General features: G+C 65.4%; 6 protein-coding genes and 11 pseudogenes. All 17 read left to right on the forward strand.

What is annotated here, in order from left to right:
- Positions 1-24: 24 nt before the first annotated feature.
- The 17 genes and pseudogenes from mraY (at position 25) to dnaE (ending at position 17385) form a co-directional block, all read left to right on the forward strand.
- Positions 25-1133: pseudogene (mraY, locus tag K0H76_RS08180) on the forward strand (phospho-N-acetylmuramoyl-pentapeptide-transferase).
- Positions 1115-2639, forward strand: a pseudogene (murD, locus tag K0H76_RS08185) (UDP-N-acetylmuramoyl-L-alanine--D-glutamate ligase). Before mraY ends, murD begins: the two co-directional pseudogenes overlap by 19 nt.
- 19 nt (positions 2640-2658) lie before the next feature.
- Positions 2659-2868: a hypothetical protein gene (locus K0H76_RS08190; RefSeq protein WP_258935090.1), complete on the forward strand. Its 210-nt coding sequence runs from the start codon at positions 2659-2661 to the stop codon at positions 2866-2868.
- Between the two features lie 8 nt (positions 2869-2876).
- A pseudogene (locus K0H76_RS08195) lies at positions 2877-4004 on the forward strand (putative lipid II flippase FtsW).
- A gap of 85 nt (positions 4005-4089) precedes the next feature.
- Positions 4090-5165 (forward strand): annotated as a pseudogene (locus K0H76_RS08200) (UDP-N-acetylglucosamine--N-acetylmuramyl-(pentapeptide) pyrophosphoryl-undecaprenol N-acetylglucosamine transferase).
- Positions 5162-6582 (forward strand): annotated as a pseudogene (gene murC, locus K0H76_RS08205) (UDP-N-acetylmuramate--L-alanine ligase). Before K0H76_RS08200 ends, murC begins: the two co-directional pseudogenes overlap by 4 nt.
- A 144-nt stretch (positions 6583-6726) precedes the next feature.
- Positions 6727-7368: an FtsQ-type POTRA domain-containing protein gene (locus K0H76_RS08210; RefSeq protein ID WP_258935091.1), complete on the forward strand. Its 642-nt coding sequence runs from the start codon at positions 6727-6729 to the stop codon at positions 7366-7368.
- Between the two features lie 118 nt (positions 7369-7486).
- Positions 7487-8708: pseudogene (gene ftsZ, locus K0H76_RS08215) on the forward strand (cell division protein FtsZ).
- Positions 8709-8712: 4 nt separating this feature from the next.
- A pseudogene (locus K0H76_RS08220) lies at positions 8713-9216 on the forward strand (polyphenol oxidase family protein); the annotation flags it as partial.
- Positions 9217-9363: 147 nt separating this feature from the next.
- Positions 9364-10154: pseudogene (locus tag K0H76_RS08225) on the forward strand (YggS family pyridoxal phosphate-dependent enzyme).
- 52 nt (positions 10155-10206) lie between these two features.
- Positions 10207-10859: pseudogene (locus K0H76_RS08230) on the forward strand (cell division protein SepF).
- 36 nt (positions 10860-10895) lie between these two features.
- The gene (locus tag K0H76_RS08235) at positions 10896-11183 is read left to right on the forward strand and encodes a YggT family protein (RefSeq protein WP_146339180.1); all 288 of its coding nucleotides are present in this window, start codon (positions 10896-10898) and stop codon (positions 11181-11183) included.
- Positions 11184-11364: 181 nt separating this feature from the next.
- Positions 11365-11727, forward strand: coding sequence for a DivIVA domain-containing protein (locus K0H76_RS08240; protein ID WP_258935092.1), 363 nt, complete (start codon positions 11365-11367; stop codon positions 11725-11727).
- Positions 11728-11781: 54 nt separating this feature from the next.
- Positions 11782-12348: a hypothetical protein gene (locus K0H76_RS08245; RefSeq protein ID WP_258935093.1), complete on the forward strand. Its 567-nt coding sequence runs from the start codon at positions 11782-11784 to the stop codon at positions 12346-12348.
- A 49-nt stretch (positions 12349-12397) separates the two neighbouring features.
- The gene (locus K0H76_RS08250) at positions 12398-12835 is read left to right on the forward strand and encodes a signal peptidase II (protein WP_258935367.1); all 438 of its coding nucleotides are present in this window, start codon (positions 12398-12400) and stop codon (positions 12833-12835) included.
- Positions 12836-12903: 68 nt separating this feature from the next.
- Positions 12904-13848 (forward strand): annotated as a pseudogene (locus K0H76_RS08255) (RluA family pseudouridine synthase).
- Positions 13849-13905: 57 nt separating this feature from the next.
- Positions 13906-17385 (forward strand): annotated as a pseudogene (gene dnaE / locus K0H76_RS08260) (DNA polymerase III subunit alpha).
- Positions 17386-17413 lie beyond the last annotated feature (28 nt).

Consider the following 17413-nt stretch of genomic DNA (forward strand, 5'->3'; position numbering starts at 1 on the left):
CGTCGCCGGGCGGGAGGACTCCCAGTGATCGCTGTCGTGATAGGTGCCATGCTGGGGCTCCTCCTCACGCTGTTCGGGACGCCCCTGTTCATCCGGTTCCTCGAAGCTCGAGGCTATGGGCAGTTCATCAGAGACGATGGGCCGACCAGCCACCACCTCAAGCGAGGCACCCCGACCATGGGCGGGGCGGTCATCATTCTGGCTGTGCTGCTGGCCTACGGGATCGCGCACAGCATCGTGCTCCTGTTCGGCGAATCCACCTCCGGACCGACGGTATCAGGACTCCTTCTTCTGCTCCTGATGGTCGGCATGGGCCTCGTCGGCTTCTTCGACGACGCCGCCAAGATCACAAAGAAGCAGTCCCTGGGACTCGGACCATGGTCAAAGATCACCGGACAGCTCAGCGTCGGCTCGGCCTTCGGCATCATGGCGCTGCTGTTCCCCAACGCCCAGGGGCAGACTCCGGGGATGACCATGGTCTCGTTCGCGAGGAGATCCCATGGCTGGACTTTGCCTTCTTCGGGACGATCGTGGGGGCGATCCTCTTCGTCATCTGGGCCAACCTGATCAACACAGCCGCCACGAACGCAGTCAACCTGACGGACGGTCTCGACGGCCTCGCTGCCGGGGCCACTGCCATGCTGACGGCCGCCTACACGATCATGTCGATCTGGCAGCACAACCAGTCGTGCGGACGAGGACGCTCGGTTGAGGAAGTCTGCTACGAGGTCCGAGATCCGATGGATCTGGCCATGCTGGCTGCAACCATCACCGGTGCGCTCATCGGGTTCCTCTGGTGGAACACCAAGCCCGCGAAGATCTTCATGGGCGACACGGGATCCTTGGCTCTGGGCGGTGCGCTCGCCGGGTTCGCGATCCTCACGCACACGCAGCTGCTCTTCATCATCCTCGGCGGCCTCTTCGTCATCATCACCTGTTCGGTCATTCTGCAGGTCGGATACTTCAAGCTCAGCGGCGGCAAGCGGATCTTCAAGATGGCGCCGCTGCAGCACCACTTCGAGCTCAAAGGCTGGTCCGAGGAAACCGTCGTCGTGCGCTTCTGGATCGTCGCAGCGCTGTGTGTGGGCCTGGGCATGGCGATCTTCTACGGCGAATGGGTGCTGACTCAGTGACCTCGACGGAACAGCTGCGGGGCTGGGATGCCCCCGCGTGGAGAGGGCTTCGTGCGGTCGTCACCGGTCTCAGGGTGACCGGCTTCTCAGCAGCCGACACGCTCGCCGAACTCGGAGCCGATGTCATCGTCATCGATGCCCAGTTCACCGAGAAGAAGGAGCTCGACGCGGAGACCCTGCGCCTCGTGGGCGTGCGAGACATCCGATTCGGCCCGGAGGCCGCCGACGAGATAGCACAGTTCGACGGGTCGGCTCCGGACCTTGTGGTGACCTCTCCCGGATGGAGGCCAGACTCTCGCCTCATCGCATCGGCGACGAACCAGGGCATCCCCGTATGGTCCGATGTGCAGCTGGCCCATCGACTCGGCCCCAGGCCCGAGACCCTCGCAGCCCGAGGCGGCCCCCTGTGGCTGACCGTCACCGGCACCAACGGCAAGACCACGACTGTCAGCCTGCTCGAGGAGATGCTCCTCGCAGACGGCCGACGCGCAGTGGCCTGCGGGAACATCGGCATGCCGATCCTCGACGCGATCCGTGATCCCGAGGGCTTCGACGTGCTGGCAGTAGAGCTCTCGAGCTTCCAGCTCCACTACACGGAGGCCCTGAGCGCAGCGGCCTCAGCAGTCCTGAACATCGCCGAGGATCACGTGGACTGGCACGGGTCCTATGGGAGCTACGCCGCGGCCAAGGCGAAGATCCACCACGGCACTCGCACCGCCTGCATCTTCAACACGGCGGACGCCGCGACCATGCATATGGTCGAGCAGGCTGACGTCGCAGAGGGATGCCGAGCCATCGGCTTCACGCTGGACACCCCGATGTCTCGCAGGTCGGTCTGGTCATGAGTGAGGGGGCGAAGGCATCCTCGTCGACCGGGCCTTCCTCGACAACAGGCGGCACGAGGCGGTGGAGCTGGCAACGATGTCTGACTTCGGCGGTCTTGCTCCGAAGCATCTCGTGGAGAATGCCCTGGCAGCCGGGGCTTTGGCCCGGGCGGCCGGAGTCTCCCGGAAGCAGTGCGTGCCGGCATCCGCTCCTACGAGGCGGCGGACCACCGCATCCAGCCTGTCGCCCGTCAGAACGACATCCTGTGGATCAACGACTCCAAGGCGACAAACCCCCATGCCGCTCAGGCGTCCTGGTCTCCTTTCCCGCATCGTCTGGATTGCAGGCGGTCTGCCCAAGGGCGTCGACTACGACCCGCTCGTGCAGGCCGCTGCGGACCGTCTTCAGCATGTGATTCTGCTGGGACGAGATCCTTCCCCGCTTGCCGAGAGCCTTGCGCGACACGCGCCGCAGGTGCCGGTCACGTCAGGGTTCGACGGCGAAGATGGTCACGACGCAATGGAGGCGGCCGTGCGTGCCGCACAGCGGATCGCCCAGCCCGGGCAGACAGTGCTGCTGAGCCCTGCTGCAGCGTCCATGGACCAGTTCGCCTCCTACATCGCACGCGGAGAAGCCTTTGTGCGGGCCGTAGCGGCAGTGATCGAGCAGGACGACGACTAGCCCGACAGGAGGGGCCGAGATGAGCACCACTGCACGCCCCGGCCTCTCCGTGGTCGAGGACGACGAAGACCACGTGTCCGACGGCTCCATGCCGGCCGTGCATGGCGCGCGGACAGAGACAATCGCCGCCGCGAACGGGTCCGCGGCATCTGGCAGTTCTTCGAAGGCGGGAACCCCTATACCAACTACTGGCTGGTCCTGGGGGCCACCGTCGCGCTGGCCGCCATAGGGCTGACCATGGTCCTGTCCTCCACATCGGTCGACGCCGACGGCAACTCCTTCACCACCTTCACGCGGCAGGCATCATGGGCAGGGCTGGGCGTCATCGGCATGCTTCTGATGACCCTGGTGCCTACGCGGTGGCTCGGAGGCATCGGGTGGGTCATGATGATCGCCTCAGGCGTGATGCTGTGCCTGGTTGCCTTCACTCCGCTGGGCTCCACGGCCGGAGGCTCCACCAACTGGCTGGAGATCGGGCCGGTGCGAGGCCAGCCCTCAGAAGTCGCCAAGCTGGCCCTGATTCTGTGGGGCGCCTCTGTGCTCGCCAAAAGGGACGGCTCGTCGAGCGGTTCACCCACTGGATGATGCCCTTCGTGGCGCCCGGCGCGCTCACCGTGCTGGTGCTCGTGCTGGCGGGCGGCGACCTGGGCACCAGCATCGTGATCACGATGATCGTAGGCACGCTGCTCTTCGCAGCCGGGGTCAAGATGCGATACTTCCTCTTCGCATCCGGACTCGCAGCGGCAGCGGGCGCTCTCCTGATGTGGATGACTCCCTACCGCATGATGCGCGTCTACGCCTGGCTGGGCATGAACTGCGATCACCCCACAGAGCCCTGCCACCAGACCCAGCAGGGCTTCTACGCTCTGGCCTCCGGCGGCTTCTGGGGTCGGATTGGGCCAATCGCGTCAGAAGTGGGCGTACATTCCTGAGGTGGAGAACGACTTCATCTTCACGATCATCGGTGAAGAGCTGGGCCTTCTGGGCACAGTGCTCGTCCTGGGGCTCTTCATGACCCTCGTCGTGGGAATCTTCAGAATCGCCTCAGCCTCCAAGGACCACTTCGTGCGACTGGTGTGCATCGGCATCGCCGCGTGGCTCGTCGGACAGGCGTTCGTCAATATCTCCATGGTCACCGGTCTGATCCCGGTGGTCGGGGTGCCGCTGCCCTTCATCTCCTACGGAGGCTCAGCGCTGACGATGGCGATGCTGGGAATAGGCGTCGTGCTGAACTTCGCCCGGCGGCAGCGCCTGGAGGCGATGAAGCCCCGAGGCAGAAGCCGAGGGGCCAAAAAGCTAAGGGCACTACACTGTCATCGCCGAGGGCCTGAGGCGGCTTTCGATCCCGTGCACCTCCAGACCTGAAACGCTGACATATTCCACAGGAGCCAGAGACACTCATGCGTGATCCCTCGATCGTGCTTGCTTAAGCGGCGGGACCGCTGGGCACATCAGCCCTATGCTCGCCATTGCGGAAGCACTCGGACGCCTGGCCCCGAGTCCCGCTGCACCATCATCGGTACCCCGGACGGCCTGGAGACTCGACTGGTGCCCCGAGCCGGGTACCCGCTGCGCACCATCGACAAGGTGCCCATGCCCCGCCGTCCCGGCCGCGACGCGCTGCGGTTCCCCGGGCGATTTCGCAGGGCCGTGGAGGAGTCAAGCGCATCCTGACCGAGGAGAGCGCCGCAGCAGTCCTCGGTGTGGGCGGATACGTCTGCACCCCCGTCTACGTGGCGGCGCGGCGGCTCGGCATCCCCGTCGTCATCCACGAGGCGAACGCCCGCCCGGGCTTGGCCAACAGGGTGGGCGCACGCGGGGCGCACTTCGTCGGATCAGCCTTCGAGGACACGCCCCTGAGGTCGAGCCAGTGGGTCGGCATGCCGATGAGCCGAGAGATCTCGGAGATGGGGCGCATGGACTCCTCTCAGGCGGCGGCTGCTCGCGCTGAGGCTCGCGAAGAGCTGGGACTCGATCCGGAGCGGACCACCATGGTGGTCACCGGGGGCTCCTCCGGGGCTCTGAATCTCAACAGGGCGATCGCCTCCCGCTCTGCCGCAGCTGCTGGACACCGGGGCGCAGGTGCTTCACCTCACCGGCAGGGACAAAGCGGTGACGGACGAGGCCGGAAGGCCCCTGAGCGCGGACGGATACGTCCAGCGCGAGTATCTCGAAGGCATGCACCGGGCCTACGCAGCGGCCGACCTGATGGTCGCCCGCGCCGGAGCCGCGACGGTGTGCGAGGCTGCCGCCGTGGGAGTGCCCGCAGTCTTCGTGCCGCTCCCCATCGGCAACGGGGAGCAGGAGCTGAACGCCCGCGGCCTCGTCGACGCAGGGGTGCTCTTCTGGTGAAGGACGAACACTTCACACAGCCGTGGATCATGCGCAACATTCGGCCGCTGCTCATCTGACCCGCGTCTGCTTCTGACGATGCGGGAGCACGCGGCCGCCAGAGGCATCACCGACGCGGACGAGCGGATGGCACAGGCTGCGCTCTCAGCTGCCGGAGCCGAGGCCCCGGCATGAGTTCGCTGAGCCAGCTGGGACGTGTTCACTTTCTGGGCATGGCAGGCGTCGGGGTATCCGCCATCGCTCGTCTGATGCTCGCCGAGGGTGTGCCGGTCTCCGGCACCGACGGCAGGACCTCCCGTGCTGAGGGAGTTCCGCGACGCCGGGGTGCCCGTTCGTGTGGGCTACGCCGAGGACAACATCCGCTCGGTGGAGGAGGAGACCGGCACCACCATCGACACCGTTGTTGCGTCCTCGGTGGCCAAAGTAAGCCGCAACGTCGAGTACGACGCCGCAGCGGCTGCAGGCAAACGCATGCTCCACCGCTCAGAGGGCTGGCCGCGTGCATGTCCGCCAAACGCGGCATCGCCGTCGCGGGCACTCACGGCAAGACGACCACCTCGTCCATGACCGCAGTGATGCTCAGCGCAGCGGGCTGGAGCCCAGCTTCGCCATCGGAGCGACCGTCTCCGGCTTCGGGACGAACGCGCAGGCAGGGGCCGGTCAGTGGTTCGTCGCCGAGGCCGACGAGTCGGACGGAACGCTGGTCAACTACTGTCCCGAGATCGCCATCGTCACCAACGTCGAACCCGATCACCTGGACCACTACGCAAGCGCCGAGGAGTTCGAGCAGGTCTTCGTCACGTTCGTGGGAACATCCTTCCAGGGGCGCCCTGGTGCTCTGCGCGGATGACGACGGTGCCCGCAGCCTCGGACGCAAGGTCGCCGGGGACTGGAGTCGAAGGGCGGCTCCGTGCTCACCTACGGGTTCGCCGCCGATCGCCGGCCTTCGGCTGAGCGACCACAGCGACGGAGCGGACGGACAGCGATTCACCCTCAGCTGCCACGATGAGACCGCTCAGGTGGTGCTGGCCGCCCCAGGGAGGCACAACGCGCTCAACGCTGCTGCGGCAGTGGGCGCAGGCCTGTGCGCGGGCATGGCGCTGAGCGACGCCGCAGAGGCGGTCAGCTCGTTCGTAAGCAGCTCCCGACGCTTTGAGAAGCGCGGAGAGATCGCCGGGATACGCGTCATCGACGACTACGCCCACCATCCGACGGAGCTGGCGGCGGTCCTCTCGGCAGCCCGCAGCGCGGTCGGAGTAAGCGCGGTCCACGCGATCTTCCAGCCGCACCTGTTCACCCGTACCGAGGCTTTTGCGAAGGAATTCGGCGAGGAGCTGCGCAGGGCGGACACCGCTGCCGTGCTGGAGATCTACCCGGCCCGCGAAGAGCCCATCGAGGAGTCACCGCGGAGCTCCTGGGACACCCCGTGCTGCAGCGGCAGGCGGCTGTCGACCAGGCGGTCAGGGCTGCGCAGCCAGGCGACATCATCCTCACGCTGGGCGCCGGTGACGTCACGGAGCTCGGAGACGACATCGTCGAGGGTCTCAGGCAGGCACGGCCTGCAGAAGGCGGAGCCGTCGATGGTCCCTGAGGAGGCACCTCCTCGGAGGACACCTTCCAGGAGCACGATGATTCGCCTCTGACCTTCCCCGAGCCCGAGAACGTAGGGCGGAGACGGCACCGGCGCCGCGCTGCGGCCGCCCTGGCCTTAGCCCTGGGACTCCTCGGGATCGCCGTGGCCGTCGTCTGGTTCTCCCCGCTGCTGGCCCTGCGCCATGTTGAGCTGGAAGGATCCGGCCTGGTCTCAGAGGCCCGCGTCGAAGAGCTTCTGTCGGACCTGCACGGCAAGCCCCTGCCTCAGATCGGAGCCGACGATGTGGCCCAGCGGCTCAGCCAGGAGAATGCAGTCGACGAGGTCCGGACGCGGGCGGAGCTGCCCGACACGCTCCATGTAGAGATCACGGAGCACCCGCCCGTCGCACAGGTGACCGGAGACGACGGAGTGGAGCTCTACAGCGAGCACGGTGAGGTCATCCGTGGGGCCGACGACCCCGAGGCTCTCGACGACGACAGCTACGCGGTGCCGGAGATCTCCTCCCAGGCCGCGCTCCAGGACGAGCGGGTCTTCGAATCGGTGGTCCAGGTCCTGGGAGAGCTTCCCGAAAGCGCCCGCGCGGAGCTCGAGTCCGCATCGGCGGAGACCATCGATTCTGTGACCCTGGAGCTTTCCGACGGGCGCACGATCCTCTGGGGCGGCGCCGATCAGGGGCCTGCCAAGGCAGAGGTGCTCGAAGCGGTGCTGATGAGCGAGGACGAGGCTCTGACCGAGGCTGAGACGATAGACATCTCCACACCGAGCACCCCCGTGACTCGCTGAGCCGCGACCAGGACACGCTAAGGTTCATGTCCGGGTGCAAAGTGGCGGTTGCCCGTAGCCTGGCAGAGAAGAAAAATGGCAGTCAGTCTGGGCTCCGAGAGATTTAAGGACGTACAACGTGGCAGCACCCAACAACTACCTGGCCGTGATCAAGGTCGTCGGCATCGGCGGCGGTGGAGTCAACGCCGTTAACCGCATGATCGAGGTGGGCCTGCGCGGCGTGGAGTTCATCGCCATCAATACGGACGCTCAGGCGCTGCTGATGTCGGACGCCGACGTCAAGCTGGACGTGGGGCGCGAGCTGACCCGCGGCCTCGGCGCAGGAGCCAACCCGGATGTGGGCCGTCAGGCCGCTGAGGATCACGCTGAGGAGATCGAAGAGGTGATCCGCGGTGCGGACATGGTCTTCGTCACTGCTTAAGCGAAGGCGGCGGCACGGGCACCGGCGGAGCCCCGTCGTGGCTCGCATCGCTCGTTCCTGGGCGCCCTGACCATCGGGTGGTCACCCGACCCTTCACCTTCGAGGGCCGTCGCCGCGCCACATCTGCCGAGACCGGCATCGAAGCGCTCCGGGACGAAGTGGACACCCTCATCGTCATTCCCAACGACCGGCTGCTCTCGATCAGCGACAAGAACGTCTCCGTTCTCGACGCGTTCCGATCAGCTGACCAGGTCCTTCTCTCCGGCGTGCAGGGGATCACCGATCTCATCACCACACCCGGTCTGATCAACCTCGACTTCGCCGACGTGAAGTCAGTGATGCAGGGAGCCGGATCAGCGCTCATGGGCATCGGATCGGCCAATGGCGAGGACCGTGCCGTCAAGGCCGCGGAGCTCGCTATCGCATCCCCTCTGCTGGAGGCCAGCATCGATGGTGCGCACGGTGTGCTCCTCTCCATTCAGGGCGGGTCCGACCTCGGACTGTTCGAGATCAACGAAGCCGCGCGTCTGGTCCAGGAGGTCGCGCACCCTGAGGCGAACATCATCTTCGGCGCAGTCATCGACGATGCGCTCGGCGACGAGGCGCGGGTGACCGTCATCGCGGCAGGCTTCGACCAGCCCGACGTGACGTCAAGCCTGCGGCGCCGCAGCCTGTGCACCAGTCCTCTCAGCGTTCGTCCCCGCAGTACGGCTCGCCTGTGGCGCCCGTGGCGGGTGCGACAGCCGGCGGCTACGCAGCGTCGGCAGCCTCGCAGGACACAGCGCCTACACCGCGCCCCGACGCAGCCCAGCAGCGTGGACACAAGTCCTCGGAGGAGGAGCAGCTTCCCGAGGTTCTCGAGTCCGACTACACCGGAAAGAGCGACGACGAACTCGACGTTCCCGACTTCCTGAAGTAGAAGAGTGTTCTACTGGCGCGGGGAGCACGAGGGCGTTCAGCTCGGCTTCACGTCGGCCGAAGTAAGCAATCTGGCTGCGCACGTCGGCTCGGCGGACGCTGCCCGTCGAAACCGAGTTGCCCTCGAGAGGGTGACAGGCTCTCTGCGCTTCCTGAATCAGACCCACTCTGCTGACGTGCACGACGCCCTGGAGCCGACGGACAGTCCGCCCTCGGGTGACGCGTGGGTGTGCGAAGACGGCAGCGTCTCGCTGGCTGTGGCTGTGGCCGACTGCCTGCCTGTGCTGCTGGTGGGCGGCGGCCCACGAGGCCCCGTCACAGCGGCGGCGCATGCCGGTCGGAGCGGCCTGATGGCAGGTGTCCTGGAGAACACGGTGCGCGCCATGCGCCAGCGCCGGGCGCAGAGCATACGAGCGTGGATCGGGCCGGGTGCCTGCGGCAGCTGCTATGAGGTGCCCCAGGAGATGGTGAACGATCTTGCCTCGCACCGACCGGGCCTTGCCTCCCTCACACGGTGGGGGACGCCCGCACTGGACCTGCGCGCGCACGCGCCGCACTCCTTGAGGAGCAGTCAGTCGATGTGCACGATGTGGGAGGGTGCACCATCGAAGAGGCTCGACTCTTCTCCCACCGCGCCGCGCAGAGCTGGGGCGCCCCTGAGGGCAGGCTCGCCGGGGTCGTGTGGAAGCCATGAGCGACCCCGCAGCCAGGAGCTCTCGAAGGGCCTCGCCGCGGTGAACCGCCGCATCGATGCGGCGGTCGCCTCAGCCGGACGCAGCGTCGCTCCCGAGCTCATCGTGGTGACCAAATACTTTCCGGCCGAGGACGCAGTGCGGCTCGTTCGGCTGGGCGCAGCGCAGCTGGGCGAGAACAAGGACCAGGAGGCGGCCGCCAAGGCGAAGCAGGTCGCTGAGCAGCTGGAGAATGAGTCGCCCAGGTGGCACTTCATCGGCCAGCTGCAGTCCAACAAGGCCAAGTCCGTGGCCCGATATGCCCATGCAGTCCACTCGGTCGACCGCGGCAAGCTGGTCGCACCGCTGAGCAGGGGTCCTGGCCGCGCTGGAGAGCGGTGAGCGGACAGGCAGCCTTCAATGCCTCATCCAGGTCGATCTTCGCCGGTCGGCGCCGGACGACGGCCGCGGCGGCACCGCACCCGATGCTGTGCTGGGCCTCGCGGAGCCTCATCGCCGAGGCTGAGGGCCTGGAACTGGGCGGACTGATGGCTGTGGCCCCGCTCGAGGAGAGCCCGCTGCAGGCCTTTGAGAGGCTGGCCGAGCTGTCGCAGCGCCTCCAGGAGGAGCATCCGACGGCCGCTGCCATTTCGGCAGGCATGAGCCAGGACCTCGAAGAAGCGATCCAGTGCGGGGCGACACACCTGAGAATCGGCCGCGATGTGTTGGGAGAGCGTCCAGCCCCGGTAAGGTCATCTTCACCGACACGTGAATAAGACACTTCGTCTGAAGACCGATGCCACTCTCAACCTTCCCCAGGAGAACCCCATGGCTGGTGCTTTCAAGAAGACCATGATCTACCTCGGCCTAGCCGACGGTGACGACTATGCTGAGGACAGCTTCGGCAGCGAGGACCGTTCCCCTCGCTCGCAGCAGTCCTCCGCCGCGGAGCGTCCCGCAGAAACCAGGCAGCCCGCCGCTGCCGCACCAGCGCCCAGCGCGGCCCACCGTCGCGAGGCGGTGTCCGCCGAGAGCGCCCGCGACAATGTCGTCTCGCTCTCGGAGCGCCAGCCCGCTGGTCAGATGGAGCACCACACCGGCTCCTACAACTCCACCAACCTGGCCGTGGACCCCGACTACCGTGCGCCGGTGACCCCCATCAAGCGTGCCCCCTCTTCCCGGGACGAGAGCGAACCCATGCGAAAGATCACTACTGTTCACCCCCGCTCCTACAACGACGCGAAGGTCATCGGTGAGTCCTTCCGCGAGGACATTCCCGTGATCATGAACGTCACGGAGATGGGCGAGGCTGAGGCTAAGCGCCTGGTGGACTTCGCAGCGGGCCTCGTCTTCGGCCTGGGCGGTTCGATCGAACGGGTCACGAACAAAGTCTTCCTGCTGACTCGAAGAATGTCGAGATTCTCGCCGAGGAGCAGGCAGCGCTGGCCGAGCCGGATGCCCAGTTCTTCAACCAGTCCTGATTCGGTCCAGGGTCAAAGGCGGTAGGCTTCCCTCCGATGGATCTGATACTTGCTTCGCTGTGGCTGCTGCTGGGCGTCTACCAATTGGCGCTGATTGTGCGCATCATCTTCGATATGTCGCAGCAGTTTGCTCGACAGTGGCGTCCCAAGGGCCCGTGGCTCATGCTGGCCGTCGGAACGTACGCCGTCACCGACCCGCCCATTCGCTGGCTGCGGTCGAAGATCCCGCCTCTCCAGCTCGGAGGGATCGCCCTGGACATGGCCTTCATCATCGTGTTCTTCGCGGTGATCGTCCTTCAGGGGATCCTGATCTCGTTCGCGTGAAAAAACTGCCGGTCGGCGCTCTGACCGGCAGTTTTCGCGTGGCAGAGCTTCAACCTTTGAAACCCGGACTTGAAGGTTCGGGTCGAGGGCCTGACGCCGGTCTGGGTATTCTTTCGTCCAACGTGCTTTTGATGTCCCGTTCCGAAGCTCTGCCAGCCACTGATTACGAGGTGACTTGAGAATGGCTCTCACTCCCGAAGATCTCCTGAACAAGGAGTTCCCGGAGACAAAATTCCGTCCCGGCTACGACAAGGACGAGGTGGATGACTTCCTTGACGAAATTGTCGTCGAGTGGCGCCGCCTGATCCAGGAGAATGAGGACCTCGCGGCGAGGAACGAGTCCCTCCAGGAGCAGCTGGACAACGATCCGCGGCACGTCGAGCCGGACAGCCTCAGCGATGCAGGCCTGTCAGGCTACGCAGGCACCGACAGCGAGATGACGGGCACCCTTCCCGCCCAGGACGAGTCGGGACCTCAGGCAGACCCCAGCGTCACGGCCTACCCGGACTACGAGCTCGGCACTCGCCCCGCTCAGGAGCGGTAGGCCCCTTCGACGCCCGTCGAGGATCAGGCGAATTCTGCGGCCGGGGTTCTCGCCATGGCGCAGAAGCTGCACGATCAGTACGTCTCCGAAGGTGAGGAGACACGCGCCGCCTACATCGCTGAGGGCGAGCAGACCCGCGATGCCTACATCGCCGAGGGCGAGAGCAAGCGGGCTGAGCTGATAAGCGACGGTGAGAGCACCAAGGAGCAGCTGGTCAGCGAGGGCACGTCGAAGCGGGACGAGCTGGTGAACGAGGGCGAAACCAGGCGCACAGAGATCCTGACTGACGCTGAGACGCGCGCTGAGAACATGATCGAGGAGGCTGAGCTCACCTCGACACGCACGCTCAATGCGTTGGAGCGGAAGAAATCTGACCTGGAGAGCCGCGTCACCGAGCTCACCGGCTTCGAGCGGGACTACCGCGCACGTCTCAGGACTACATCGAGAGTCAGCTCAATGACCTCAACTCAAAGGGCTCCATCGAGAAGGAAGCCTCCAACTGACGGACGCGTAGACTGGTGGAGATGTCCGAGATCTCCACAGCGCCCCAGAGGCGCAGACCGAGCAGACGGGCCGCGATCCTCCTTGCAGGAGGTATCGCGGCCCTCGCTTTGCCCTTGACCAGGCCTCCAAGCTCTGGGTCGAGCAGACCCTGGCCCTTGGTGAGCAGATTGATGTGCTGCCTCCTGTTCTCTACTTCAGGCACCACCTCAATCCCGGGGCCGCCTTCTCCATGGGCACCGACTACACATGGATCTTCACGCTCATCCAGGCCACCGTCCTGGTGCTTGCGCTGTGGTGGTTCCGTCGTCTCGGCGGCTCCTGGCTGTGGGCGCTGGCACTGGGAGGCCTGGCCGGGAGTGGTAAGCAACCTCACGGACCGGCTCTTCCGACCCATGGCGCCCGGGGACGGGGCGAGCACACATTCGGCCTCGGGGCAGTCGTCGACTTCATCAGGGTGCCGAACTTTGCGGTGTTCAACGTAGCTGACAGCTTCATCGTCTGCTCGATCATCGGTCTCTGCGCGCTGATGATCTTCGGCTGGGGGATCGACGGAAGCCGGGAGAGGGCTGAGGCCTCCGACAGGGATGAGACTCCGGCGTCATGAGCGGCGAGGCGGCGCCTGGCAACGAGGCTGCAGCTGATGCGTGGAGTGCAGACTCTGCGTCGGAGCCGATGCTCCAGCATGTCCCGGCAGAGCTGGGCGGAGCCCGAGCCGATGCGGTGGTCGCGGCGCTGCATGAGATCTCCAGGACGGAGGCTGCGCAGTGGATCTCCGAGGGTCGGGTCCTCTGGGGCCAGCACCGCAGCCAGGCAGGTGCCCAGCACTCGCGGGCAGCCGGTGCCGCCGTGAAGAAGTCGGATCGGCTGCCGGTGGATGCGCTCATCCGCGTCGATCGCCCTGTTCCCGAAGATCTGTTGAAGGTGGAGGCTGTGGAAGGTCTGAAGCTGCTTCATGAGGACGGCGACATCGTCGTCGTCGACAAGCCGACCGGAGTGGCCGCCCACCCATCTCCGGGGTGGAGAGGCCCCACGGTGGTCGGGGCTGCTCGCCCTGGGCGTGGAGATCGCCACTTCCGGCGCGCAGGAGCGTCGCGGCATCGTCCACCGACTCGATGTCGGAACCTCGGGGGTGATGGTGGTGGCGAAGACCGAACGTGCCTACAGCGCGCTCAAGGACGCTTTCCGGGATCGTACGCCGCATAAGCGCTACCACGCTCTGGTCCAGGGGCTGCCCGACCCCACTCAGGGCACCGTCGACGCGCCGATCGGAAGGCATCCCGGCCACGAGTGGCGGTTCGCTGTGGTGGAGGGCGGTCGCCCGGCCCGCACGCACTACGAGCTGATTGAGGCCTTCGGCCGCGCCTCCTGGTCGATGTTCGACTTGAGACGGGGAGGACGCACCAGATCCGCGTCCACTTCTCCGCCATGGGCAGGCCCTGCGCCGGTGACCTCACCTACGGCGCAGACCCGGCCTTGGCTGCCGAGCTCAGGCTCACCCGCCAGTGGCTTCATGCCGTTGAGCTGGGATTCGCCCACCCGGCCTCAGGCGAGTATGTGGAGTTCCGCAGCGAGTACGCGAATGACCTGTCCGAGGCCCTGGCTATTCTTGGAGACTAGGAGGAGGCGCTGGTGAGTAAGGACTTTGTCCACCTGCACAATCACACCGAGTATTCGATGCTCGACGGTGCTGCGAAGATCGGAGAGCTCTTCGAGCAGACCAAGAACCTGGGGATGAACGCGGTCGCCACCACGGACCACGGATTCATCTTCGGGGCGTATGAGTTCTGGAAGACTGCCCAGCAGTACGACGTAAGGCCCATCATCGGGCTCGAGGCCTATCTCACGCCGGGAACTCACCGCACGGACCGTTCGCGCGTGCGCTTCGGCGACAGGGTGGACGACGTTTCGGGTGCCGGGGCCTACACCCACATGACGATGTGGGCTGAGAGCACCACGGGTATGCACAACCTGTTCCGTGCCAGCTCCTGGCTTCGATCGAGGGCTATTTCTACAAGCCTCGTATGGACCGCGAGATTCTCCAGACCTACGGCAAGGGGCTCATCGCCACCACCGGGTGCGTCTCCGGAGAGATTCAGACGTGGCTGCGTCAGGGCAGTATGAGCAGGCGAAGCGCGCAGCCGGGGAATTCAGGACATCTTCGGCAAGGAGAACTTCTTCTGCGAAATCATGGACCACGGCATTGAGATCGAGCGCCGTGTGCAGAAGGAGCTCATCCAGCTGGCCCGAGAGATGAACATGCCGCTGGTGGCGACCAACGATCTCCACTACACCCATGCGCACGACTCGAAGGCGCACGGCGCGCTGCTGTGCGTGCAGTCGAACAACACCCTGGATGACCCCAAGCGGTTCAAGTTCGACTCGGATGAGTTCTACCTGAAGTCCCCGCTCAGATGCGCGAGCTCTTCAGGGACTTCCCGGAGGCCTGCGACAACACCCTCGCCATCGCGGAGCGGTGCCAGGTCGAATTCCACGAGTCCAACGGCGAATACATGCCGCGCTTTCCGGTGCCGGAGGGCGAATCGGAGGAGTCCTGGTTCGTCAAAGAGGTCGAGCGGGGGCTGGCCTATCGCTATCCCTCCGGAATCCCGGACGCGGTGCGGAAGCAGGCCGAGTATGAGATCGGCGTCATCCTTCAGATGGGCTTCCCCGGCTACTTCCTGGTGGTGGCGGACTTCATCAAGTGGGCCAAGGAGAACGGGATTCGAGTCGGACCCGGGCGAGGCTCCGGCGCAGGCTCCATGGTGGCCTACGCGATGCGGATCACCGATCTGGACCCGCTGCAGCACGGTCTCATCTTTGAGCGCTTCCTCAATCCCGAGCGCGTCTCGATGCCGGACTTCGACGTCGACTTCGACGACCGCCGCCGCTCCGAAGTCATCGACTACGTCATTCGCAAATATGGGGACGAGCGGGTGGCGATGATCGTCACCTACGGCACGATCAAGTCCAAGCAGGCGCTGAAGGACGCCGCCCGCGTCATGGGCGAGCCCTTCCAGACCGGCGAGACGCTGACCAAGGCCATGCCTCCGGACGCGCAGGGCAAGCCGATGCCGCTGGGCGACATCGAGAACGACAAATCCTCCCGCTACAAAGAGGCGCAGGAGATGCGGGAGACCATCAACAGGGACCCTCGCTATCGGGAGATCTTCGACCTGGCGACGGGCCTGGAGGGGCTGAAGCGTCAGTGGGGAGTCCACGCCGCTGGCGTGATCATGTCTTCGGACCCCTGATCGACATCATTCCGCTGATGAAGCGTGAACAGGATGGTGCGATCATCACCCAGTTCGACTACCCCACCTGTGAGACGCTCGGGCTCATCAAGATGGACTTCCTGGGCCTGCGCAACCTCACCATCCTTTCGGACGCCCTCGAGAACGTGAAGCTCAACCGAGGGGAGGACATTGACCTCGAGATGCTCGGCGTCGACGATCCCGCCTCGTACGAGCTGCTGGCGAGCGGCAAGACCCTGGGCGTCTTTCAGCTGGACGGGTCAGGGCTGCAGTCGCTGCTGAAGGCGATGAAGCCGGACAACTTCGAGGACATTTCGGCGACGATCGCGCTGTACCGGCCCGGTCCGATGGGAGCCGACTCCCACACGAACTACGCCAAGAGGAAGAACGGGGTCCAGGACGTCACCCCGATCCACCCGGAGCTCGAGGAGTCGCTCTCCGACATTCTCGACACGACCTACGGTCTGATCATCTATCAGGAGCAGGTCATGGCCATTGCTCAGAAGGTGGCGGGGTACAGCCTGGGGCAGGCAGACATTCTGCGTCGCGCGATGGGCAAGAAGAAGAAGTCGGAGCTCGACAAGCAGCAGGTCGGCTTCTTCGAGGGCATGAAGGCCAACGGCTACTCGGAGCAGGCAGCGCAGACGCTGTGGGACATCCTTCTGCCCTTCTCCGACTACGCATTCAACAAGGCCCACTCGGCCGCCTACGGTCTCATCGCATACTGGACCGCATATATGAAGGCCAACTACCCGGCCGAGTACATGGCGGCCCTGCTGACAAGCGTCGGTGAGAACCGTGACAAGCTGGCGATCTATCTCGCAGAGTGCCGACGCATGGGCATCACGGTGACCGCACCGAGCATCAACGAGTCGGCGCTGACGTTCACGCCGGTGGGCGATGACACCATCCGCTTCGGCATGGGCGCGGTCCGCAACGTCGGGACGAACGTCGTGGCGGGAATGGTCAGCGCCCGTCAGGAGCAGGAGCGTTCGAGAGCCTGGGCGACTTCTTCAAGAAGGTCCCCATGCAGGTCTGCAACAAGCGCACAGTGGAATCCATGATCAAAGCCGGTGCCTTCGACGAGCTGGGCCATACTCGTCGAGCTTTGGTCACCGTGCACGAGCAGGCCATTGACCAGGCGGTGAAGCAGAAGAAGGACTCGCAGCAGTATGAGACCGACATCTTCGGCGCGTTCGCCGCGGACGATGACGAGCTCAGCGGCTTCGATGCGGTGCCGGTGCCGGACCTGCCGGAGTGGGATAAGAAGGACAAGCTGGGCTTCGAGCGCGAGATGCTAGGCCTCTACGTCTCGGACCACCCGCTCCAAGGCTTGGAGCGAACCCTCTCCCACTACGCCGACAGGTCCGTGGCCTCAGTGGTGAGCGAAGATGGCCCTGCTGATGGCGCGACGGTCGTCATATGCGGCATGATCACGGGTCTGCAGCGCAAGGTGGCGAAGTCCGGCAACCCCTATGCCCGGGCCGAGATCGAAGACATGGGCGCCTCGATCGAGGTGATGTTCTTCGGCAAGACCTATCAGGCGGTCTCGATGGTTCTGGCTGAGGACCTCATCGTGGCCGTGAAGGGGCAGGTGGACCGCCGTGAGGACGGGGGCGTGGTGGTCAAGGCCCAGGACGTGACAGTCCCCGAGATCACCGACGACGGCGGCTCTGGTCCGCTGGTGCTTGCGCTTCCGGTGCAGAAGGCTACGGAGAAGACCGTTACGGAGCTCGGCGATGTGCTTAAGGCTCACCGAGGGACATCGGACGTCCACGTGCGGCTGCTCACCGGAGATCGTGTGGAGATCATGCGCCTGGGTGAGGAGTACAAGGTTGATCCCTCGCCCGCGCTCTACGGCGATCTGAAGGTCCTGCTGGGCCCCGCCTGCCTCGAGGTCTGACCAGGGCACAAGATGTAGTTGAACCTTG

This window comes from Nesterenkonia pannonica (genome assembly GCF_019575955.1).
Lineage (GTDB): Bacteria > Actinomycetota > Actinomycetes > Actinomycetales > Micrococcaceae > Nesterenkonia > Nesterenkonia pannonica.

Bases quoted from the DNA above. Each gene is read 5' to 3' on its own strand.
- K0H76_RS08190 (WP_258935090.1), top strand. From the start codon at position 2,659: ATGAGCACCACTGCACGCCCCGGCCTCTCCGTGGTCGAGGACGACGAA.
- K0H76_RS08240 (WP_258935092.1), top strand. From the start codon at position 11,365: ATGGCTCTCACTCCCGAAGATCTCCTGAACAAGGAGTTCCCGGAGACA.
- K0H76_RS08245 (WP_258935093.1), top strand. From the start codon at position 11,782: ATGGCGCAGAAGCTGCACGATCAGTACGTCTCCGAAGGTGAGGAGACA.
- K0H76_RS08235 (WP_146339180.1), top strand. From the start codon at position 10,896: ATGGATCTGATACTTGCTTCGCTGTGGCTGCTGCTGGGCGTCTACCAA.